18 protein-coding genes and 1 pseudogene are annotated in these 22,270 nt (G+C 41.1%); 3 read left to right on the forward strand and 16 right to left on the reverse strand.

The window, feature by feature from the left end; genetic code table 11:
• Positions 1–109 precede the first annotated feature (109 nt).
• The 5 genes from ACFPRA_RS12610 to ACFPRA_RS12630 all read right to left on the reverse strand — a co-directional run bounded on the left by ACFPRA_RS12610 (position 110) and on the right by ACFPRA_RS12630 (position 5,776).
• Positions 110–1,477: an MFS transporter gene (locus tag ACFPRA_RS12610; protein ID WP_381435084.1), complete on the reverse strand. Its 1,368-nt coding sequence runs from the start codon at positions 1,475–1,477 to the stop codon at positions 110–112.
• An 88-nt stretch (positions 1,478–1,565) separates the two neighbouring features.
• Entirely contained in the window at positions 1,566–2,774 is a 1,209-nt protein-coding gene (locus ACFPRA_RS12615) for a CaiB/BaiF CoA transferase family protein (RefSeq protein ID WP_381435087.1), read from the reverse strand.
• A gap of 16 nt (positions 2,775–2,790) precedes the next feature.
• The gene (locus ACFPRA_RS12620; RefSeq protein ID WP_381435089.1) at positions 2,791–4,119 is read right to left on the reverse strand and encodes a CaiB/BaiF CoA transferase family protein; all 1,329 of its coding nucleotides are present in this window, start codon (positions 4,117–4,119) and stop codon (positions 2,791–2,793) included.
• 16 nt (positions 4,120–4,135) lie between these two features.
• On the reverse strand, positions 4,136–4,576 hold the full coding sequence (locus ACFPRA_RS12625) for a Zn-ribbon domain-containing OB-fold protein (RefSeq protein WP_381435092.1): 441 nt from the start codon (positions 4,574–4,576) through the stop codon (positions 4,136–4,138).
• Between the two features lie 21 nt (positions 4,577–4,597).
• The gene (locus tag ACFPRA_RS12630; RefSeq protein ID WP_381435094.1) at positions 4,598–5,776 is read right to left on the reverse strand and encodes a thiolase family protein; all 1,179 of its coding nucleotides are present in this window, start codon (positions 5,774–5,776) and stop codon (positions 4,598–4,600) included.
• Between the two features lie 288 nt (positions 5,777–6,064).
• On the opposite strand from ACFPRA_RS12630, the gene ACFPRA_RS12635 reads away from it, so the two are divergent.
• The gene (locus ACFPRA_RS12635; protein WP_381435097.1) at positions 6,065–6,763 is read left to right on the forward strand and encodes a Crp/Fnr family transcriptional regulator; all 699 of its coding nucleotides are present in this window, start codon (positions 6,065–6,067) and stop codon (positions 6,761–6,763) included.
• A gap of 208 nt (positions 6,764–6,971) precedes the next feature.
• On the opposite strand, the gene ACFPRA_RS12640 is transcribed toward ACFPRA_RS12635, so the two are convergent.
• The 5 genes from ACFPRA_RS12640 to ACFPRA_RS12660 form a co-directional block, all read right to left on the reverse strand.
• Entirely contained in the window at positions 6,972–8,276 is a 1,305-nt protein-coding gene (locus tag ACFPRA_RS12640) for an MFS transporter (RefSeq protein ID WP_381435636.1), read from the reverse strand.
• A 420-nt stretch (positions 8,277–8,696) separates the two neighbouring features.
• Complete coding sequence (locus ACFPRA_RS12645) at positions 8,697–9,101, reverse strand: RidA family protein (RefSeq protein ID WP_239390721.1); 405 nt, start codon at positions 9,099–9,101, stop codon at positions 8,697–8,699.
• Positions 9,102–9,205: 104 nt separating this feature from the next.
• Positions 9,206–10,009, reverse strand: coding sequence for a cyclase family protein (locus tag ACFPRA_RS12650; protein ID WP_381435101.1), 804 nt, complete (start codon positions 10,007–10,009; stop codon positions 9,206–9,208).
• A gap of 28 nt (positions 10,010–10,037) precedes the next feature.
• Positions 10,038–11,798 (reverse strand): thiamine pyrophosphate-requiring protein, encoded by a 1,761-nt coding sequence (locus ACFPRA_RS12655; protein WP_381435104.1) that lies wholly within the window; start codon positions 11,796–11,798, stop codon positions 10,038–10,040.
• Between the two features lie 187 nt (positions 11,799–11,985).
• Complete coding sequence (locus ACFPRA_RS12660) at positions 11,986–13,482, reverse strand: aldehyde dehydrogenase family protein (RefSeq protein ID WP_381435106.1); 1,497 nt, start codon at positions 13,480–13,482, stop codon at positions 11,986–11,988.
• Positions 13,483–14,199: 717 nt separating this feature from the next.
• Here ACFPRA_RS12660 and ACFPRA_RS12665 point away from each other — a divergent pair.
• Together ACFPRA_RS12665 and ACFPRA_RS12670 are read left to right on the forward strand one after the other, a co-directional pair.
• On the forward strand, positions 14,200–14,814 hold the full coding sequence (locus ACFPRA_RS12665) for a Crp/Fnr family transcriptional regulator (RefSeq protein ID WP_381435109.1): 615 nt from the start codon (positions 14,200–14,202) through the stop codon (positions 14,812–14,814).
• A gap of 86 nt (positions 14,815–14,900) precedes the next feature.
• Positions 14,901–15,530: a Crp/Fnr family transcriptional regulator gene (locus tag ACFPRA_RS12670; RefSeq protein WP_381435111.1), complete on the forward strand. Its 630-nt coding sequence runs from the start codon at positions 14,901–14,903 to the stop codon at positions 15,528–15,530.
• A gap of 111 nt (positions 15,531–15,641) precedes the next feature.
• Here ACFPRA_RS12670 and ACFPRA_RS12675 read toward each other — a convergent pair whose 3' ends face one another.
• The 6 genes and pseudogenes from ACFPRA_RS12675 to ACFPRA_RS12700 all read right to left on the reverse strand — a co-directional run bounded on the left by ACFPRA_RS12675 (position 15,642) and on the right by ACFPRA_RS12700 (position 22,260).
• The gene (locus ACFPRA_RS12675; protein WP_381435114.1) at positions 15,642–16,157 is read right to left on the reverse strand and encodes a flavin reductase family protein; all 516 of its coding nucleotides are present in this window, start codon (positions 16,155–16,157) and stop codon (positions 15,642–15,644) included.
• Positions 16,158–16,185: 28 nt separating this feature from the next.
• Complete coding sequence (locus ACFPRA_RS12680) at positions 16,186–17,751, reverse strand: phytoene desaturase family protein (RefSeq protein ID WP_381435117.1); 1,566 nt, start codon at positions 17,749–17,751, stop codon at positions 16,186–16,188.
• A gap of 98 nt (positions 17,752–17,849) precedes the next feature.
• The gene (locus ACFPRA_RS12685) at positions 17,850–18,140 is read right to left on the reverse strand and encodes a hypothetical protein (RefSeq protein ID WP_381435120.1); all 291 of its coding nucleotides are present in this window, start codon (positions 18,138–18,140) and stop codon (positions 17,850–17,852) included.
• 231 nt (positions 18,141–18,371) lie between these two features.
• Positions 18,372–19,339 (reverse strand): annotated as a pseudogene (locus ACFPRA_RS12690) (formylglycine-generating enzyme family protein).
• Positions 19,340–19,419: 80 nt separating this feature from the next.
• A complete protein-coding gene (locus ACFPRA_RS12695) occupies positions 19,420–20,724 on the reverse strand; it encodes an MFS transporter (protein ID WP_381435123.1) in 1,305 nt (434 codons plus the stop codon).
• A 291-nt stretch (positions 20,725–21,015) separates the two neighbouring features.
• Positions 21,016–22,260 (reverse strand): acyl-CoA dehydrogenase family protein, encoded by a 1,245-nt coding sequence (locus ACFPRA_RS12700; protein ID WP_381435125.1) that lies wholly within the window; start codon positions 22,258–22,260, stop codon positions 21,016–21,018.
• Between the last annotated feature and the right edge of the window lie 10 nt (positions 22,261–22,270).

The raw sequence follows: 22,270 nt of genomic DNA on the forward strand, positions 1-22,270 counted from the left end.
TTTATAATGTTCATTTAAAGCTTGCTGGTTACGATTCATTATAAAAACAATCCATGATTGTACCGATTTTACCTCACTGTAGTAAATAACACTTTCAAAAGGAACTTCACTACGCTTTTACGTCTTCCGTATTCGTTAACGATAGATGTCCATCGTAATTTGTAGCTATGGAAACTTCCTCACTAACCTGCGAGATGTTTTTCAGTAAAATGGTACCTATTAAACTGATTAAACCGACAAAAACGATATAAAAACCGATAGAATACAAGGTACCTGTCGTCTGGATGAGGTAAGTACAGACTAGCGGAGCAATACCGCCAGCAAACACCGCGGGTATTTGTGTTCCTAATGAGGCACCGCTATAACGGAGCCTTGCTGGAAACGCTTGCGAGATTAAAGCTGGTTGTGCTCCAGCTTGTATATTATGTGGAAACATGGATAGTATCGTTGCCAGTAAAATCACAACTGGTACACCTGTACTCATCAATCCTATATAAGGGAATGCCCAAAGGATCGTTGCAATTACCCCGATCATATACATTTTTTTAATTCCAATTTTATCAGAAAGATATCCGAATAAAGGGATGTTGATACACATTAAAATGCTTGCAAACGTATTGGCATTCACCATATACTCAGATTCTACCTTAAAGTTATTAATACTATAGTTGATCATGAATGTTGTAAATATGGCAAATGGTGCGTGCTCGGACATTTTGGCCATCGCACTGTATATTACTTGCTTTGGATAAAAACGAAGCACTTCCAACACCGGCATTTTAGATACTTGATTTCCTTCCTCAACCTTACGGAATGAAGGCGTTTCCAAAATTCTTAGTCGAATGACCATTCCAACAAGCAATAGAAGTAAACTAGCAATAAACGGGATTCTCCAACCCCAAACATAGAAATTGTCTCCTGTAAAGGCAATACAAAGCCCCACTACAGCGGAAGATAATAACATTCCAGCACCAACCCCGGCATTTGGCACGCTTGCCGTAAAACCTTGTTTCTTTTTATTTCCCCATTCCATTGCTAAGAGAACCGAGCCAGCCCATTCTCCGCCTACTCCAATACCTTGTAATAATCGGAGAATAACTAACATTAGTGGAGCCAAAAATCCAATTGTTGCGTAAGTAGGCAATACTCCCATAAGGAAACTGCTTAATCCCATTATCCAAAGTGTAATGACCAATGCATTTTTCCGTCCTACGCGATCTCCAAAATGTCCAAAAATTATCGCTCCAACCGGACGCGCGAGAAATCCGACTGCAAAAGTGGCGAAGGATAATAATGTCGCCACATAAGGATCCGAGTCTGAAAAGAATAGTTTGGGAAAAATTAATGCAGAAGCCGTTGCATAGAGAAAGAAATCATACCATTCGATGATTGTTCCGACGGTAGACCCTACAAGTGCTCTTCTTCCCATTTTTTTAGTAGATACGTCATTCTCCACAACTTCGCTTTCCTGGTTCAAATTAACACCTCCGAGATCAATTGTATAAGTTGATAGATGAAACGCCTTCTAGTTGCTATGGATTCTTTTCCCAATCTTTTAATATTCTTTACAACATAGATATTTGCTCCTTCAACTGCTTCTGTTCTTGATTATGCTCGCCTAATTGTGGTGCTCTACTTAGCAATTGCCATGGAGTTTCATTGGAAAGATAAGGTGCACCTGGATAGATGAAGCTTTTTCCCAATTCCGGATGCTCCACTTGGACAAAAGCTTTACGATCTTCAACTAAATGTAAATCTTCCAACATATCCTCAGGTGCACGTATCGGTGCCCATGGTAAATTCAAACTCTGTGCAGTATGTGCGATATACGCCGAATCATGGGTGACACAGAACTTTTCTAATACCTCATTCACATGGGTCATTTGTGTTGCCCGGAAATTATCATTTTTATACCGCTCATCCTTTAAATCTTCTGCCATTCCGTAAGAATCTAGCCAAGCAACGAGACTATCCCACCTTGTCCCATTTAAATAAGTCATTAAGCAAATGATATGCTTCCCGTCCTTACATTTAAAATTCCACTGACTACTCGCATGAGGAAGTGCATGGCGCCCTGTTTGACGATAAACATGTGCCTGTTGGTATTCCCAATAAGGGATGGACATCTCCGTGCAAACAACAATACAATCATGAGCTGAAATATCGATGTACTGCCCTTCTCCTTTGACATCGCGATGCAATAAAGCTCCAATAATTGCGATAGCAGAGAAATACCCTGCTATATGAGCCCGTTGACCACCTGTCGGAGCAATTGGCGGAGCATTTGGCACGTCATCATACCCTGTCACCTGCATAATGCCGCCTAAAGCAAGCTGAGTCAGATCGGATGCCTGATAATGACTCCAAGGTCCCGTCTGCCCAAATGGAGTGATTGAACAATAAATGAGCTCGGGATATTCTTTGCTTAACACTTCGTAATCCAAGCCGTATTCCTTCATTTCGCCAGGCTTATTGCCTTCCAGAAGAACATCAGCGCGGCTAAGAAGCTCCCTGATAGATTGTTGTCCTTCTTCCGTTTCCATATCGACCGTAACCGATTTCTTAGAGGTATTATAATGCCAAAAATACAAACTGCCATTCAGATCAAACTTATCTTCATAAAAAGGTCCGACGTGTCTTGCGGGAACGCCTTCGATCGGTTCGACCTTAATCACTTCTGCTCCCATGTCGACTAGCAACTTGCCGGCATACTGCGTTAACTCATCACCAATTTCTACGATTGTAATTCCTTCTAAGGCACCTTGTTTCATCATTAACGTTAGCTCCCTTCTACCATAATGGGCGAATGCCTGTAATCGATTCCTTTGGCATGTCGTCTGGCCAAAGAACACCATCGTTAGTTAGCTGCTCTATTTCTTCCGGACTATAACCTAAAATTTCTCCAAATACATAATCGTTGTCTTCCCCCATTAACGGACCAGCTTTATGCAGGTAAGGAGAGGTCTTGGACATGTTAATAGGGAGACCCTCGAAACGTCTTGCTCCCAGTAAGGGGTGCTCCAATGTTTCGATTAATCCACGCTCTTTGACTTGGGGGTCATGATCCATGATTTCTTCATTTGTCTGCACGGCTCCGGCCGGAATCCCATTGCTTTGTAACAATTCCATCAGCTCAAACTTATTGTACTTTTGGGCAAAACGTTCAAGTCGGGCATCTATTTCATCCTGATTAGCAATGCGCCCTTCTTTCGTCTTGAACTTTTCTTGAATTGCCCAGTTGGGCGATCCCATCACTCGTACGAGGGATTCCCACTCCTCATCCGTAAAAATAGCGATTGTACACCAGTCGTTTTCTCCTCCTCCTATACAACGGTAACTGTTATGCGGACATGCCTCCCGACCACGATAAGTATTTTCGGAATGCTTTGTGGAACTGATAGAGCGATTGCCTGGAGGAAATCCGGGCCGGCGTGAAGAGCGGCCATTCACTGTAAAGTCAAGTAAGTTCGCGCCTGCTAAATGAATACCTGATTCAACTTGAGAGATATCAATATATTGTCCTTTCCCTGTTTTCCTCTTATGCCTGAGAGCCGCTAAGACGGTCAATGCACCCGTGTAACCAGCTATATTATCCAGATAAGAATAGCCCCAACCTGCAGGCTGTGTATCCGGTAAGCCAGAAGTAAAGGTCATCCCCGACAAAGCTTGTGCTGTCGGCCCCCAAGTGCCGTACATCTTATTGCGCCCTGTATGACCTAAACCGGAAATACTCATATAAATAATTCCTGGGGAAATCTTCTCCAGTTCTTCGTAAGTGAGACCCCACTTTTCAAATACCTCTGCACTGAAATTCTCCAAGACTATATCCGACTTCGCTAGCAGTTCATGCACAAGTTCCATGCCGCGCTCCGATTTCGAATTCAGGCTGATTCCTTTTTTTCCTGCACTTAAGTTATTGAAGAAAGCTCCGTTATCAAGACCAGGTTCATCTCCTTCGGCATACATGGAAAAGCGCATATAGTCTGGAGCTTTAGGCCATTCCACTTTAATCACTTCTGCACCGAAAGCGGCCAACGTACGGGCCGTAGTTGCTCCTGATACACTCCAAGTAAAATCAAGTACGCGTACCCCGTTTAAAACTTCATCTTGCACTTTCATCTACTTTCACCCTTTCTTAATCATCTTTCTGCGGTTGCCAGTGTACCAAAACAATCTCTTCGTCTACTTTTTCAAAGGCCACCTCCATTGGCATGCCTATTGAAATAGAATTAGGATTGATGCCCATCGTATTCCCCAACATGCGAATGCCATCCTCCAACTCCACAATTACAATGGCATACGGTACTTTTTCTTTGTAATAGGGAAAGAAAGCTCGGTGAACAACATTAAACGTGTAAACCTTCCCTTTCCCTTCAATAGGTACCCATCTCAATTCCGCATCCGGGGCATACGGAGAAATCAAGCGGGGTGGCCAAATTTTCTTCTTTGTCTGCTGACATTCTTGTACAAGCAATTTCCCTTTGGTGGCTCCTTCCAAGAAGGGTTTAAATAGGACAGAGTCCAGCTTTGGTAATGGCCTAAACAATGTTTCTTCGGTTACATTCACTGCATTCATATTCTTCACCTCTCCTATTGTTCAGTTATGCAGAATGGCTAGTGATCCGTCACCAAGGTCACCATAGCCCGTCACCAAACCGATTTGTGCGCCTTGCACTTGGACTGCTCCCGCTTCGTGCCGCAATTGGTGAATTGCTTCAATCACATGATTGATGCCTACGATGTGGGCTTGTGATAATAGGCCGCCATGCGTATTGATCGGCAAAGCTCCGCCATACGTGATCCGCCCATCTTTTACAAATTCAGATGCTTGTCCTCGCTCGCAGAATCCTATTTCTTCTAATTGACGTAAAACGATAAAAGTGAAGCAATCATAGATTTCAGCAAAATCAATATCTTCATGTTTGATACCTGCCATATCAAACGCATGTGGAGCTGCCTGTGTAATCCCCATATTCAAGATATCTTGCCGGCTAATCAGATCATCTGGCCCTTGTGGATGCCCTTCGGCAATCCCCCCGATATAAATCGGCTTTTTAAACCGGTGTGCATTCCTTGCAGAGGTAACGATGACCGCCCCTGCACCATCTGTTTCCAATGAGCAATCAAGTAACCGGAAGGGGGCGACTAAAACTGGAGAGTTCTGATAGTCTTCTTCCGTCATCGGTCTGCCCTGCATATATGCTTTATTATTTAATTGAGCATGCTTACGGCAAGTTAATGCAACCGTTTGCATTCCTTTAGGATCCGGATTATATTCATAAAACCAGCGATTTGCATGAAGGGTATAATATTGCATCGGTACCATTAATCCATAAGGGTATTCCAAATTATCCCGATAGTCAGGGTTAGGCATAATTTGGTTATTCAGTTCCAAAAACGAAGGATCACCTGCACCTAGTCGTACGCCTGAATACCCCTTTTGTCCGGTAGCTACCAAGACGTATTCAGCAATTCCCTGATCGACTGCCAAAGCTGCCGTCTGAATGGCTGCAATCGAACTGGCTCCTCCCATTTCGTGCCGTCCGCTAAATTTCAACTCCTTGATTCCTAGATGAGCGACAAAGTCTTCACAGCGAACATTCGTTAACCAAGGGGAGATTACTCCATCAATTTCCGCAGGTTCAATTCCTGCATTACGGCAAGCGTGGATTGCCGCTTCAATCATCAGTTGCGCCAGTGTTTTATCAGTTCCTCTGACATAATCTGTTTCCCCCACTCCAACTAAACAAGCACGATCTGATAATGACTGTTTCATCGAATCCACCTCCAATTACTTTCTAATCCATATCGTTGGATTAATGAAATTGTACCTCTATAAAACGAAATATTCTGTAAACTGAGCTACAAATAAGCTTAATTTGTGTTATGATTTGACTATATTTTAAAAAACATTTGAAATATGGGTGAAAACAACGAATTGACATAAGAAATAGCGAAAGTACCTTATAAGGGGATGGAAGGTATCCTGTAACGCAGAAAAGGATTCAGTCAAACTTTTTTCATTTCATCCTATTTAGTTATTTTCTAAGAAGGAGGTAATACGATGAATATATCTGAAAGTACATTTAGGGAAGAACTTAATAGTTCACCATGGCAGTCCAATAAATTGGAATATTGGAGTTCTCTATTTAAAGTTTGTCAGGAAAAGACTGTGGAAAAAGGAGATTTCATTTACTATCAGGGGCAAGTACAACCATATATTTATCTATTAATGAAAGGTCGAGTTGCTGTCTCGCTCATTGCCAATGACGGTAATGAGAGGACTTGTATGATTTTTACTGAAGGAAGCATTTTTGGCACAAGCACAGCAATTGAAGGAGGCCCTTCCCTACTGAACGCTAGGGCCAACGAAAATTGCAAGCTAAAGTATATGCATCGCGATGAATTTATAAATAAAGTTACCCACGACCCTATATTATCTATGCAAGTGACATATACATTAAGTAACATCGTCAAGACTTTAGCAAATATCATTAATGATTCCAGCTTCATGTCAGCACAAGAACAGATTATCAATTACATCCTCAAACTAGCGAACATATTTGGAGAAGATACACCGATGGGGAAAAAAATCACACTTAAATTCACCCACCAACAAATGGCTGACTTAATTGGAGCATCGAGGGTAACTGTCTCTAAGGTGATGGGGCATTTGGATAAAGAAGGGATTCTCCTAAAAATCAAGGGGCTTTATTATGTAACGGACGTTGAGCGATTAGAAGCTTTCTTAGATTCATTCTGAGAGAGCCTTTTCTTTTTCCACTTATGGACTACACATCTTCAGTCAACGTAAATAACGATTTTCATTATTTTCTCTTTCATATTAAAAAAGCTATCTTCCAAATCGAATAATCTCCGACTTGAAAGATAGTTTTCCAACTTTTTATGCGTAAACAGTTCATCTTATCATATACCACAAAGACAGAGGCGAAATTCCCTCCTTTAGTCTTTTAAATGTTCCCATTTTCATGTTTTGGTATGCATAAAATAGATAACGCAGCTATGACACCTGCAATAGCGAACAAATAGAAATTCATCGAAAGGTCAAATTTCCAAGACATGAACAAGCCAACGAGTATAGGCGCCAAAATTGCCCCTATTCTACCAAAGCCAAGTGCCCATCCTAAAGCTGTTGCGCGATTTTCGGCATCAAAATACTTTGAGATATATGCGTTTAATATCAGCGTAGTGCCAATAGTTCCAAAGCCTGCAACACCTACAAGTCCATAAAGAATGAACATCGATGTTTTAATACTTAATAAAGAAATGGAAACTCCAGCCAGTAAGTAAGAAATGAAGATAACCTTTTTTGAGCCCCATCGATCTGCAGCTATTCCTGCTAAAAGAGACCCAAATACCGCTGAAAGATTAAGCATCAAAAGAAGCCCTAAGCTCGAACCCAGTGGGTATCCAGCTTCTCTCATCAGTTTCGGCAACCATGTAGTCAATCCATAGATCATAAACAACCCAAAGAAAAAGGTAATCCAGAAAAACATTGTTGCCCGAATGTTTTGTTTAGAAAATAGTGTGGCAATGTTGTTCGATTTACTTTTCCCATCCTGTCCTTTATCCGGCTGTTTCTGAATAATCGATTCCAAAGAAATATTATAGCGATTACCAATACGCTCAGCCTCTGCTCTTCTGCCTTTGGCTATTAGAAAATCGATTGATTCAGGCATAAATTTGAGAATGAATGGAACTGCTAGAATGGGCACTGCTCCAATCATAAACATGATACGCCAGCCATGCTCCTCCAAAAAAAACATGGAAATCAAAGCGGAAAATACACCTCCGAAGGCGTATCCTGTATACATAATGGCATACATGAGTGATCTGCGTTTAATTGGTGAATATTCTATAGTCAGTGCAGACGCTGTAGGAATAATACCGCCGCATCCAAGACCAGCGATAAAACGGAATAAACCGAACATTTCCGGAGAAGGGGCTATAGACGAAAGAGCCATCATTATCGAAAATAAAGTTATACAAAATACCAATATCTTTTTTCTCCCAAAAATATCCGTAGCCGTCCCAACACATACGGCTCCTATAAGCATACCGATCAGGGCATAGCTTCCTATGGAACCTCCCATTGCCGGGGATAATGCCCATGCCGGATATTCCAGTAACGCTGGGAGTACGGCTCCGTATATCGCTAAGTCATAACCTTCAGCAAACATGCAAAAAAAGCACATAAACACAACGAGGTAAGTCACCTTCGGAATAGAATTGGATTCAAAGTCAACCGCATCCAGCGGAGGACTTGTTGCGGTATTCGAATAAGATGAGGTCTTTTGTAATTGTTGTTTCACATGAACAGCTCCTTTTGTTTAGTTATTTGTAAGTACAAAAATTCATCCAATGCTTTTTATACTCCAATCTACAATTAACATAGCATCATATTTACAGCTTACTTTTGAAAACGATTACATCATTAGGAAATAGTTAATAGTCTCTCTTCTCCCCCTTTTACCCCGCTGATAGAAATTGCTGTAACACCACCTCGGTTGTCGAAAAAGATAGAATAGTATGTATTAATATAGTTGCCAAATAAGTTCTTCACAAGAAGATAGTTTAAAATGGTTAAACTTTATCCGTTTTCCATGCTTTTTTATAAAAAATACGAAACCCAATTATCTACGAGCGATCAATTGGGTCCCGTAATGAGGAAGATATTATTCATCCATGACAACAGTCGCTTCAATCTCAATTAAGAATTCAGGTAAAGCTAATCCTGTGACACCGATGAGCGTTTGTGCGGGCGGAGGTACTTCGCCAAAAAACTCTTTTGTAGCAGCTCCAAAAATTTCATAATCATGCGGCCTTGTAGTAAATATTGTAGTTTTCACCACATGGTCCCAAGTAGCACCGATCTCATTTAGAGCATGTTGGATATTCTGATAACACATGTTGGTTTGCTTTGCGAGGTCGTTCTCACCAACCACTTGGAATTCCTTATCCCAGGCTAGTTGACCAGAAAGAAAAGCAAGCTTTTTCCCTTTAGGAATCACCACATGAGTAAAACCAATGGGATCATGAATCGTACTAGGATTAATAATTTCTCTATGCTTGCTTTGCATATAATGCACCTCCTGCACTTAATGATTAACCTATCCTTTTTCTATAAATTCCAATATAGAAAAGCTTGCATCTTCCGTTGGTTTTATAAAAATAATATATTCAATTACACTAAAGCGATTGCTCTCATCGGGCTTCCACTGCCATGCTCGATTTTTAATGGAGCAGCAATCAGGATTGCCCCTTTTGGTGGTAGCTTATCAAGATTGGTCAACTGTGCCAATCCATATTTATTTGCCTCATGCATAAAATGATGGCTTGGAAATGGAGGATTGAATGTATGTGCTATCCCTGCATCCGTTCCGACCGTTTCAACACCTACACCTAAAATATCCCGTTCTACAAGGAGTTTCGAGGCTTCCGGTGTAAACCCCGGTGTATGTGACAAACCATTTTCATCAATATTAAAAAATTTGTCGCCATTTACATATTCGGACCAACCAGTATAGAGGAGTACCCAAGAATCTTTAGGGATTTCTCCGTACCCTGCCTCGTATTCTCTTATATCTTCGACAGTCAAACAGTAGTCGGGATTTTCTTCACTTTTTGCTTTTATATTAATGACACGCGCTTCACCGATTAGTCTTTTTGCAGGGATTTTATCGACGCTATCGTTTTCCTTACCGGAAATCCAATGATTCGGTGCATCAAAATGTGTACCGCAATGTTCACCTAACGTGAGGTCATTCCAGTAACAGACAGGGCCGGTTGCATCGTATTTTGAAATCTGCGTGGATTTAAATGAACTTGTATTGACGAAAGGTTCTGGTAATTGAATTACCGGTGTATCCTCATTTAATACTTGTGTAAGATCCACGACTTCAATTGAATCGTTGGCCAGACCTTCGAGCACTTGATTTAAAGCTTGATTTCCCGGTTTTTTACTTAGTACTTGCGATTGAACATTCATCCCAATTCCCCCCCGTATGTTTTTACAATTATCGTACAGTCTCTTTTACTGGTTCAGTAGTCACTGCTTCATCCGTATATACGTGTGGAATATAAACATCAATTACAGCTGAACGGCCTTCCTTTACTTGTTTCAAGCCTTCCACCAAGGCCTCTTTCAATTTCGAGCGATCTTTCACCGTAATGGCATGAGCATCTCCTGCGGCTGCAGCCACCCCTGCTAAATCTGCCGGTGGATCGAAGTGAACATAAAAATCTTGATGGGCGTTTGCTACACCGTCTGGGTGTACGCCCAAGGTCGAATGTTTAGGTGCACGCCATCCTCGATTATTGTAAATCACCGTTAAAAATGGCGTATTGTATCTCTTCGTCATCCAATGAACAGTCGAAGGGACACTGAATAAATACGAGCCGTCCCCTGTTAAGCTGATGATCGTTTTGTCGGGCTGAGAGAGTTTCATACCGATGGCCGCGCCGCCGTTCCATCCCAATGATCCTGCTCCGCTTCCATAATAAGACCCTGGAACACTTGCTTCGATATGGTTGGAGATGACTCCATAGTTGGTGATTCCCTCATTTAAAATAATCGTATTTTCATCCATCAATTCTCTTACGCAACCGGTCAAGTACTCAGGAGTGATGACATCCTCACCAGCTTGCTCAGCTTGGCGTCTTTCTTCTTTTAAATGCCCATGAAGCGCAGTATATTCTGCCCGTCGCACAGCAACCGCCTTTTGGTCGATTTCCTTTTTCTCTTCAAGCAATACGTTGATTTGTTGAAGAGCCGTATGTGCATCGGCTTTAAAGAAACGTTTGGAAGGTATGTACCATAGCGGCATTTCCTCTTTCAACGGATCTATATCAATATAGTAAACGGTTGCATTTTCGGACGGTTTATTTTTCGTCGGAATCCAAGGTACGTCACTATCCAAAACCAGTACCAAATCAGCTTCGGCAAGGAGCTCATTTTGTTTTGCATCATTCCAATATGAACCGCAGTGCATCGGATGGTCAGCTGGAAAATTCATATGATGCGGAACAGACTCAATAACAGGAATCGCCAAGTTATCGCTTAAACGGACAAGCTCTTTGACTGCTTCTTTCTTCCTGCCTAGGTAAGATGTAACGATTAAAGGCTTTTTAGCGGCCAGCAAGTCTTTGACCAATTCTTCTATTAAATTTGGAGGAACTGCCGCCGGAGCAATCGGCTCCCACAACTCTTTTTGAATCGTTACAGGTGTAGTTTCCTGTTCCATTGCTTCTCGTGCACCCATTAGATAAACAGGTCCCGGTGGATCACTCTTAGCTACTTGCAAAGCGCGATGGACCAACTGTTTTACATTGGCGCCTGTTCGGATTTCATTATCATATTTTGAATAGCCGCGCATAATGCCGCGCTGATCAAAAACATCCTGAATCCAGTGAATAAACTCATTCCGACTCCCAGTCAACTCGCCCTCCTGTGTGTAAGGAGATGAACCTGCAAAAACCAATACGGGAACACGGCTCTTAAAGGCATTATGAATGGCTCCACCCATATTCTGCGTACCACATTCCACATGAACAATGACCGCTTGTGGCTTACCTGTTGCCTGCGCATATCCGTGGGCCGCACTGAGCGCAACAAATTCGTGTGGACATGTAATTACTGTAGGCAATTCCCGGTTCTCTTGCTTGGCAATGGCCAAGCTCTCAATGATCGAAGGATGATCACTTCCTAAGTTGGCAAAAATATAGGAAACACCCGCTTCTTGTAAGGCCTCTAAAAAGGCTGTACCTGTTGTATACAATGAAACTCCCCCTTAGCAAATGTTCTTGTCATTTAGATGTAAATTCATAATAAAATAGTGCGCATTAATAAGATGTTAACGAATTAACATATAGCTTAATTTTTTAGAATTAACTGAAAACCATTTAAATAAAGATGCAGAGTCATGTGGATATTCATAACTCTGCACTTTTATCAACTAGCTTGTTTTATATAAATAACCCTGCCGGCGGAAGCTGGTATGCTGCGACAATCGTCTTGGACTGGCTGTATGCATCCAACGCTTCTTTGCTATATTCTCTGCCGACACCACTGTTTTTGTAACCGCCAAATGGTGCTCCGGATTGGAAGTTGAAATAAGAGTTGATCCAGACACTTCCGGCCTCTATTTTATTAGCAGTTTCCAAAGCCTTTTCCAAGTCTGTCGTCATAATCCCTGCGGCTAGTCCGTATTCAACATTGTTGGCAATTTCGATGACTTCTTCGATATCCTTCCATCTACTGATGGTTGCAGCAGGTCCAAAAATCTCTTCCTGAGCAATTCTCATATTTGGCTCTGCCTCAATAATTGTCGGCTCAATGAAATAACCATGTTCATGACCTGGAACAGTCACACGATTACCACCATAGAGAATCTTTGCCCCTTCTTGTTTGGCAATTTCAAAATAATTTAGTACACGTTCTCCCTGTTTTTTATTAATAATAGATGCCAATCGTGTAGAACGATCGGTTGGCGGCCCAATTTTCACCTTTTTAGCTCTTTCAATCAATTTTTCTACGAACTCATCGTAGATGTCATCATGAACCAAAAGTCGTGTTCCTAGAATACAGCTTTCTCCATTAAAGAATGTATAACCTAGTGTCGCATTCTCAACCGCCCGATCGATGTCCACATCAGGGAATACAATATGAGGCGCTTTTCCTCCGAGCTCAAGAGTTACAGGAAGAATTCTTTCACCTGCTGTTTTACCGACAAGTTTACCGACCCCTACACTCCCTGTGAATGCCAACTTATCTATATCAGGATGATCAATCAAAGCCTGACCAGCCTCAGTACCATATCCTGGAACCACATTGACTACACCTTTAGGAAGAATGTCTCCTATAAGCTTGGCAAGTTCCATGACAGAAAGGCAAGCGTCTTCTGCAGGCTTCAGAACAACAGTGTTTCCTGCCGCCAAAGCCGGCGCCAACTTGAAAGAAGCCATTATCATTGGCACATTCCAAGGAATGATTTGAGCGCAGACGCCAAGTGGCTCTTTCTTCGTAATTAAATAGCCATTTTCCACCGGTCTGGAAGCGCCTTCATAATGAGTCAGAATTGCAGACGCAAAATAACGGAACTGATAGATTGCAAGTTTATAATCCAGATCGAATTCATGGAGAGCTCTACCTGTATCCATGCACTCGATCAACTTTAAGCGTTCCTGATTTTCTTCTAGGACATCAGCAATTTTATTGATCAGTGCTGAACGTTCCTCAATCGTTGTGTTTGCCCAGCCTGGGAAAGCTGCTCTTGCCGCTTTTACTGCTTTGTCAACATCTTCTTTTCCCCCACGACCGATTTGTGCAAGTACTTCTCCTGTAGCAGCATTTACCGCATCGATGTAGCCGTTAGCTGCTTCAACTGATTCCCCATTAATAAATGGACCATACTTTTCTTTGAGTTTCACTTCGTTTGGGCTGATTTGAGTTAAAGTTTCCATTCCCATTTCCCCTCCATCATAATAATAAATTCTTATAGGATTGCAGACTCATAACGTGATCCCTTTGCGAAAAAACTTTAATCGGTCATGTTATGAATTGCCTGTCCATCTTTTGTGTATATCTGAAAATTAAACCTCCTCAATTAAATATATCATATCGGAATATTCAAAACACAGTATGTTAACTTGTTAACATATTCTTATACTAATTACAGTTTTCTAGTGGAAATCTTCCTAGTTGCTTAAGAGAAAAAATCAACAGTAGATCATTTGCTCTTTTTCCCCTCGTAATGCTCATTTTCTTTCCCTCCATTTCCAATCACTTTATAACCACATAATGTCTGATTTCACGGATGACAACAATCTCAAGATTTAATATCATGAAACCGAGTGAATATTTTTAAAAATGTGTTAAATAATTTACACTTTTATAGGCTTCTTTATCGAATAATATGGACAAGAACTATTACACACGGCTTCATTTAATGCTGGGTACTATCCGTATTCTTAATCAAACTCTTTAACACGATAGTTTCTTAATTTTTTACACTTTTCGCAATACCGGTTTGATATTCTATCTTTTTTGTTTTACAATATTTTTTGATTGTGAGTTACAAGAAAAAAACCCATCATAAATTTTCTGATAAAATAAAATTATCAATCATAATTATCTTAGGACTAATCCGGAATGATTACTTTAAAGGGGATGGGAAGAAAATGATGAGGTATAAGTGGAAACCATTTGTTCAATACGGGCAAAAAAGAAAAAGAAGTAAAGGTGAAATCTTATATTCACAGGGTGAGATAGGTAAAGGGTTTTATTATTTAGCAGAAGGAAAAATCAGTTTTCGGCTACTTTCCGAAGATGGCAAGGAACGTATCATAGATTACTTGCTAGAAGGCTTTTTGTTTGGGGAGCAAGGGGTCTCCAGTGACGCTTATTATATCACTGCAGTAGCTGATACGGATGTCTCACTTTATTATTTCTCCAATGAATCATTTATAAAAATTTCAAGAGCCCATCCCTATGCAAATGAAATTTTTATTAGCTCAATTATCAGCAAGATGAGAATGCTTACGGAAACCTATGCATTTTTAAGCAAACCTTATGAACAGCAGATGGCCCACTTCTTAATACTACTGTGTGAAAAGTATGGCAGCCAAACGGTTCCAATTACTCAAATAGACCTTGCCCAATATATTGGAACTTCTCGTATTACGGTTTATAAAATCATACAGAAGTGGACAAAGAGCAAGCTGATATTTCAGGGAAACCGGATGATTGAAGTAATTGATCCTCTAGGAATGAAAGCGGTTTCTGAGCAAGCATGAATTATTTGTTTAGCATTTTGACTCTTCCACTCTGCTAATGCTGTCATTGTAACAATACTACACAGATGATTAAGGGGGTTTTTACTTTGTTCACATTGACAAAGAATACATTAGAATCATGGGAAGATTTTCTGCCATACGGAAAAAGACAATTTTTTAAAGCGAAGACAATCATCTTTAGACAGGGTGAAATAGGATCAGGTTTTTACTTTATCTCAAAAGGAATTATTAAAGTCTGTTCCTTAAATCCTGATACTAATGAAAGGATATTGGATATCTCCGGATCAGGCATTTTAATAGGAGAGCATACAATTGACCATCTCCCCTATTATTCAACAGCGATATCTCATGAAGACAGCATTTTGTATTACTTTTCTAAAATAGATTATGAGAATTTATCCCAACAATACCCTGAAATCACCCTTTTATTCGCCAAATCCATTATTAACAAAAAGAAGATCCTTTTAAATAACATAAATGCCCGCAGCGCCAGTACAGAATATCAAATTGCCCGTTCACTGCTATACTTAATGGAGTCTTATCAAGGCACGGAAATAAATTTGACTCAGCAAGAGTTATCCCACTATGTAGGTTTAACACGTATAACGGTTTATAAAGTTTTAAAAGAGTGGATTTCTGAAGGCATAATCTCCATTAAAAACAGAAAATTATTCATCCTAGAACCAAACAGTCTAAAAGAAAAATTAATAAAATAATTATATCGACATAGCTTGACCACAAAGAAACGGACTTACATAAAGCAAGTCCATTTCTTTGTGATTTGATTCATCCCTAGTTGCCTTGGATCGTCGGCTAGATTGCAAAATTTAAGATACAGGTTGCTTTTGTTTATAAAATTCCTCAGGGATTGAACCGAACACTCGGCGATGATAAAGCATTGGATCCTTCTTTTCGTTTACTGTAAGGTTTTTTACTTCCCCTATCAGAACTGTGTGATCACCCGCTTCGATAGCTTTAAATGTTGTGCACTCCAACACACCAAACGCACCATCAATGATAGGCAAGCCATTACTAGACATTTTCCAATCGCAAGAACTAAAGCGATCAACGTTTTTACTAGCAAAGGTTCTACATAGCTCCGTTTGATCCTCAGCTAATACATGAATAGCAAATTTCCCGCCTTCCGTAAACTCTTTTAGAGTAGATACTCCGTGATCTATTGACCATAGCACCATAAGAGGATCTAGCGATACAGATGCAAAAGAACTAACTGTTAAACCAACAGGCTTCCCACTTTCAGTAGTGGTAGTGACAATCGTTACACCAGTAGGATAGTTCCCCAATATTTTTTTAAAAAGATCTTGGCTCTCTTGTTTTTGCATAATCAATCTCTCCTTTTTATTGTATGATTTATTTAACTTCTTGAGCTGCTAGATAGCCTGAGGTGCCCGAAAGTCCAGGCCCTGGGTGAGTTGAAGCCCCAATATGGAACAAATTTTTAATAGGGGTCTCGTGTCTTTTATATTTAGAGGTAGGCCTCCATAACAATAGTTGATCAATAGAAGCTACACCCGAATATGGATCTCCACCTACCAAGTTCATATTATTTGCTTCCAATGCAACTGGTGATATGATTTCACGTTTGATAATCATCTTTTTGAAATTGGGGGCATGTTTACTGATACGTTCTTCAATTCGTTCAACGTAAGTCTCAATGACTTCTTTCGTATAACCGTTCGATGTATCAATCTCTCCTAATGCATCGCCCCTCAAATTTCTTGGCATCTCCAATAATTGAATCCACAATGTATGCTTTCCTTCAGGAGCTCGACTTGGATCAAATGCCGTATGTTGCCCTACCGCTATTGTACCTTCTTTCGGCAGTAATCCGTTATACACCTCATTAACAGATTGACTTACGCCCTCAACTCCAGAGGTAATATTGATCATAGCTGCTCGGTTTAGTTCATCATTTCCCCACTCTAATGGCCCATCCAAAGCATAATGAATTTGCATGGCTGCATTGCCATATTTATAATTTCTAACATCCTTTTGTAAAGATTCAGGAATGGAAACTTCCTTCAGTAAATTCTCATACAATTGATGCGGCGTTACATTAGCAAGAACATAATTGGCAAGATACTCCTCGTTTCGGGTTCGAACCCCCACCACTTTATCCTTCTCTACCAAAATCTGGTAGACTTGCTCATTTGTAAAAAATTCCCCACCATTAACCTCGACTATTTTCATGAGTGCCTTTACAAGTTCCCCTCCACCACCTTTTGGAATCGGCATTCCGGCAGCTTCAAGGGAAAACACTAATACTTGCATCATAATATTGCCGGCTGCGTCATTTGGTCCAAGGCCTGTATGGAGAATCCACGGAGCAAACAGAGCCTTAACCAAGTCACTTTCAAAATATTGATCAAGCAGTGAATCCGCGGACTTCATCATGTTTCCAACTTCGGACTTAAATTCTTTTAACCCTTTTTTTCTCACAAATTTAGAAAGTGTGCGCATTGAGTTCCAGGATACAGGTTCGTTTGATAACATATGAAAGACAAAGTCAGAGTTACCCTCAAAGTTCCTCATCAATTCATCATAACGATCACCTTCCCCGATTGCGATTCGATTAAAGTTCTCTATATTCTTTTTCCGGTCTGAATACAGAACTGTACTTTCATTGTTTGGCAGGATGACCCCCGTCGGTACATCCGTGTTCAGATAGGTGAGTCCGAATTCCTCAAGGTCGTCTTTCAGCTCCGCATACGCAGGACTTGTAACAAATAAAGGATGCCATCCAGAGAAAACATCCGTCTTAAAGCCCGGCGCCAAAAGTTCTTCTGTCTTAATACAGCCACCAATCCAGTCATTTTTCTCCAATACTGTAACCTTATGCCCTCTTTTTGATAAAACCGCTGCTGCAGTCAAAGAATTGATACCGCTACCTACAATTACTACATCAGAACGTTTCACAAAGCTACCCCCTTCCTCAATCGTCGGCTCAGATAAGCACGACTACTCAAGTACATATTTTTATTATGTTCTAGATAGTTTTCTTTGGACACTGAGCCTCACACTAGAATTACTTGATGCTCGGAATACTCTTCAAGCTGATTGACAAGGTTCCCTTTACCAAATTTCAATTTTCCTTTTCTGTCACCTTTATCCATAGATTCGCTTGTGTACAAAAGGAAATCTAAGATATTTTCTCGTCGTACTTTGATATCCTGAACATTCTCCAAATAGAACCATTCATCAATGGTATTGTATACACCTCTGTTTAAACCGAATGTCTCGGTACAATACTTGACAAATAATAAATCAGGAAGGTTTATAATTGGTTTACTTTCATCAAATGTCATTAACTTCACCTCTTAATGTAAATTGTTTTTTATTACAACGTTCTACAAAAGAAGCTCGGAGTATCACTAGTCCCCCTTCCCTTGGAGTGCTTAATATAAAGATACAATCTAAGTGCAATCAGTACGGTTAACCAATTAACATTTTTTACAGTGAAATGATTCTATGTCTTGTAAAGGATGGACGAATATCACCGACTGCACGGATCAAGAATAAGCTTGAAATTATTATGATCATTCGTCTGAAACACACCTGAAGCCTAAATGCCCGCTTGAACTGTCCGGCGTGCTGGAACTTCTAGCAGCCACCCGGTAACGGTTGCAATAAGACTTGTGACAAAGATAGGAGCCGCCTTTTATTACCTTATCCACACCTGTAGAGGAACCAGTCGGATTTTCTTGCAAGTTCCCATCATGATCTGTGCCGTAAAAGTCTGAACACCATTCCCAAACATTACCGACGACATTATACAAACCAAAACCGTTAGGCTGATAAGATTTTGCAGGTGCTGTACCTTCATAACCATCCTTCGCTGTATTTTCCTGAGGAAATTTTCCTTGCCAGATATTGCATTGGTATTTTCCTTTAGGTTTTAATTTGTTTCCCCAAGGATATTTTTTTGTACTAGTCCGCCGCGTGCAGCATACTCCCATTCCGCTTCGGTTGGAAGACGCTTTCCTGCCCATTTGCAGTAGTTGAGGGCATCATTCCATGATACATGTACGACCGGATGGTCCATTCGTTCTTCAATTGTAGAACCCAGACCTTCCGGTTGTTTCCATGAAGCAGCTTGTACCACAAACCACCATGGTGTCTGCTTCGGGACTTGACTGACTCGACTTGCAATTTCCTTGGTCACATGTGAATGAAAGACAAAAGACCAGCCATACCGCTCAGCGTCTGTAATGTAATTGGTATTATGAATAAATTCCGCAAATTCTGCATTGGTCACAGTACAGGGATCTATGTAAAATGTTTTGACTTTAACGATTCGTACAGGACCTTCTCCATCTTGAGGAAAACCCTCATTATCCTCTGTTTCCATTAAGAATTCGTCACCCGGGATACATATCATTTTGTCTTTAGTCGGCTTTTTTCCAGAAGGGAAACCTGTCAGCCAGAGGGGTTCTACTGTGCCAATTGAGCTATTGCTTTTTGATCTCTTCATCACACAGCATGAAGCACTTCCTTTTTCCGTCATGTAATCCACTCCTTTGATGAAATATAATAATTGTAAGGAACATAAATTGCTTTATGTTCCTTACATTTTGATGTTCAAGCTTATGAAACTTCCGGCGCCGTGATGGACTGCTTGGCACTCGGGGAGATTTCAGGCGGGTGCAAAAATAACAAAACAACCACGATTCCTGAGATAATCATGCCGGCTGAAAATGCAAAAGTGGTATTAAAACTGCCGGTTATTTCTACTAAAAACCCAGTAATCATTGGGGCAAATATTCCGGGAAGGGTTTGAGCCAATTGAGTCAAGCCACCTATTGATCCTGCCCTTTCAGGTACGGTTTCAACGATCACTGTGGTGATCGGTGCATGTGCGCAAGAAAGCACAAAGCAAGCAAGCGTAAGGATGGACACCAGCCCTAAAATGGAAGTCATCTGATTGACCAAAATAAGGCATACTGCAAGAATAATAAACCAACCAGTAGCCAAATACGCTCTGGCAATTCGTCTGCTGTTCGTCTTACGATAAAGAAGATCACTTACTCTTCCTCCCACAAGTGATCCCAAAGCAGCACCTATCCATGGAATGGAGGCCACAACACCCATTGATTTCAAATCCAGCCCTCTTTCCAACATGAGATAACCCGGGAGCCAAGTAAGCAAGAAGTAAAACACAAAGCCGAAGCAGAATAGAACCCAAAGATTTGCATAAATCGTTCCTCTAACTCCTCTTGGAACAGTCAGCATTTCTTTGAAAGACTTCTTCTCCCCTAGGTCTGAATTTTTAGATATATTCATTTGCTCTAACTTTAGCCATTTCTTCTCTTCTTCCTTCATATACTTATTTGACTCCGGCTTGTCCGTAAACCACTTTAGCCAGACTATGACCCATAGTAACCCAAGCGCCCCCATTATATAAAAGGGAGATCTCCACCCGAAGGTTGCAATCATCCAAACAATAACTGGGGTTGCAAGGGCTGGTGCAATATAGACACCAGAATTGGCCAGACCCAATGCAGTAGAATATTCCTTGGGACTAAACCAGTTTGTTACTATACGAATGGCATTTGATAATGCCGGACCTTCACCAACTCCGAAAAGCACCCGTGCAATAACAAATGTTCCAAAGCTAAATGCCCCGGCTGTTCCGACAGTAAAAAGGGACCACCAGGTGGCTCCCCACGCAAATACTTTTTTAGATCCCCAACGGTCGGCAGCAACACCGGCAAAAACACCCGCAGGAACCAACCCCCAGAAGAATGCACTCAATATAATGCCAAACTGGCCTGGGCTGAAACCGAATTCATTCATGATCGCATTCGTGGCAAGCGAGATGATAACCCGGTCGACAAACTGTATAAAAAAAACAGCGGTAATAAAACTTATTATAATCCAACGATATTTCATGGTTTCCTCCCCTAGAGTTGGCTTTACTTACTCCTTGTGATCTTTAATTATTGTAAGATCTTGTGGTAATCAATCTAGCCTTGCCTTATGTGCTGGGATGTCATATTTCCAAATTAACAGGATACCACTAAAAAAGATGAACAAAGTTACCTCATCCCTGTATACAGCAACAGAAAAGAAGAATAAATATTACGGCTCTCTGGCAATATCGTATGGCAATTTTCCTAATCCGATGTAATCGCTTTCATTCTTATCAGGGAAAACTGAAGTTTTCCCCGATTCAGGACTTGCTTATTGAAGTACCTCTTCTCTCACCGGCTCTTCTGCCTTCAATGGAGGTGCAGTATCTGCAGGATTCAATCCCATTGTCAGCAATCCTACTTGATCCGCACAAGCATCGATTGTCGGTGGCATAATAGGAGCTGTAGCTGCATCACGAACCATGCGATCTAATGGAAGGTCTTTAAACATCCCATGTGCTCCGCAAGCAATCTGAGCAGAACGGGCTGCATTGGATACTGCGCTTGCAATCATGTACTTCGCGCGCATAAAGTTATGGAAAGTCTCCACTGATGGACCATGAGTATCACTGTACCAAGCCGCGTACATATTGGACCAATAAGCTGCATGAAGCTCCGCAGCCATCTCACCGACTCTTCGGCGGCTGTCAGGATGGTACGCCTGCGGCTGAGCAAACCCTTTTGGTTTCTTAGAGCTCAACATTTCCGAAGTGTATTCCATAATCCCCATTCCAACTCCTAGGTAGACGGAAGCAAAGGACGCGATTGTCCAATTCGCAGCATTGATAATGAAGTCATTGATAAAATCCTCCGTCTTAAACAATACGAGTTCGTCCGGCACAAACGTTCCATTATATTCAACCGTATTGCTCCGAGTCGCCCTCATACCATGTGTATCCCATACGTCATGTATTGTTACTCCTTCAGCCCTTCCTTTATCAATTGGCACTAGCATACCAAGGCTAGCTTCTGGATTTGAGTCCCCCTCAGGTCGAGAATAAAGGAATACGTAGTCACTGGATTCAACCATGGAACAGAATGCTTTCTTTCCATATAACTTGTATCCTCCGTCAACTCTTATTGCTTTGAGCTGTGGTACCATTGAAGTGATGATTAAACTTGAAGAAGTTGGCTCTGAAATAGAAGCAGAGAGCAATTTTCCTTGATTTAGCACCAAATCCGCCACTTTATATTTTACCTCTTCCGGAATGAGAGGCTGTTGCATAATTGTTCCACAGGCGTTGACATGCATATTAAATGAATTCGCAGTCGATGCACAGCCTTTAGCCAACTCAATTGCTGCCGCCGCATATCCCTGAAATCCGATCCCCAATCCGCCAAATTTCTCTGGTATGCTCATTCCATATAAACCTTTTTCTTTTAAAATTTGATAATTTTCCTCCGGGGCTGTCCGGTCACGATCATGTTCCGCTGCACGTGTGCTAAAGTCTGCTGCTAGCTCCTTGGCCAAATCAATTACTCGTTGTTGTTTTTCGGTAAATGTGAAGTTCATCATGATTAATTCC

Origin of the sequence: Sporosarcina soli, assembly GCF_042655805.1 — a bacterium.
Taxonomy (GTDB): Bacteria; Bacillota; Bacilli; order Bacillales_A; family Planococcaceae; genus Sporosarcina; species Sporosarcina soli.

Bases quoted from the DNA above. Each gene is read 5' to 3' on its own strand.
- ACFPRA_RS12615 (WP_381435087.1), bottom strand. From the start codon at position 2,774: ATGATGAAACAAGGTGCCTTAGAAGGAATTACAATCGTAGAAATTGGT.
- ACFPRA_RS12620 (WP_381435089.1), bottom strand. From the start codon at position 4,119: ATGAAAGTGCAAGATGAAGTTTTAAACGGGGTACGCGTACTTGATTTT.
- ACFPRA_RS12625 (WP_381435092.1), bottom strand. From the start codon at position 4,576: ATGAATGCAGTGAATGTAACCGAAGAAACATTGTTTAGGCCATTACCA.
- ACFPRA_RS12630 (WP_381435094.1), bottom strand. From the start codon at position 5,776: ATGAAACAGTCATTATCAGATCGTGCTTGTTTAGTTGGAGTGGGGGAA.
- ACFPRA_RS12635 (WP_381435097.1), top strand. From the start codon at position 6,065: ATGAATATATCTGAAAGTACATTTAGGGAAGAACTTAATAGTTCACCA.
- ACFPRA_RS12645 (WP_239390721.1), bottom strand. From the start codon at position 9,101: ATGCAAAGCAAGCATAGAGAAATTATTAATCCTAGTACGATTCATGAT.
- ACFPRA_RS12650 (WP_381435101.1), bottom strand. From the start codon at position 10,009: ATGAATGTTCAATCGCAAGTACTAAGTAAAAAACCGGGAAATCAAGCT.
- ACFPRA_RS12660 (WP_381435106.1), bottom strand. From the start codon at position 13,482: ATGGAAACTTTAACTCAAATCAGCCCAAACGAAGTGAAACTCAAAGAA.
- ACFPRA_RS12665 (WP_381435109.1), top strand. From the start codon at position 14,200: ATGATGAGGTATAAGTGGAAACCATTTGTTCAATACGGGCAAAAAAGA.
- ACFPRA_RS12675 (WP_381435114.1), bottom strand. From the start codon at position 16,157: ATGCAAAAACAAGAGAGCCAAGATCTTTTTAAAAAAATATTGGGGAAC.
- ACFPRA_RS12685 (WP_381435120.1), bottom strand. From the start codon at position 18,140: ATGACATTTGATGAAAGTAAACCAATTATAAACCTTCCTGATTTATTA.
- ACFPRA_RS12695 (WP_381435123.1), bottom strand. From the start codon at position 20,724: ATGAAATATCGTTGGATTATAATAAGTTTTATTACCGCTGTTTTTTTT.
- ACFPRA_RS12700 (WP_381435125.1), bottom strand. From the start codon at position 22,260: ATGATGAACTTCACATTTACCGAAAAACAACAACGAGTAATTGATTTG.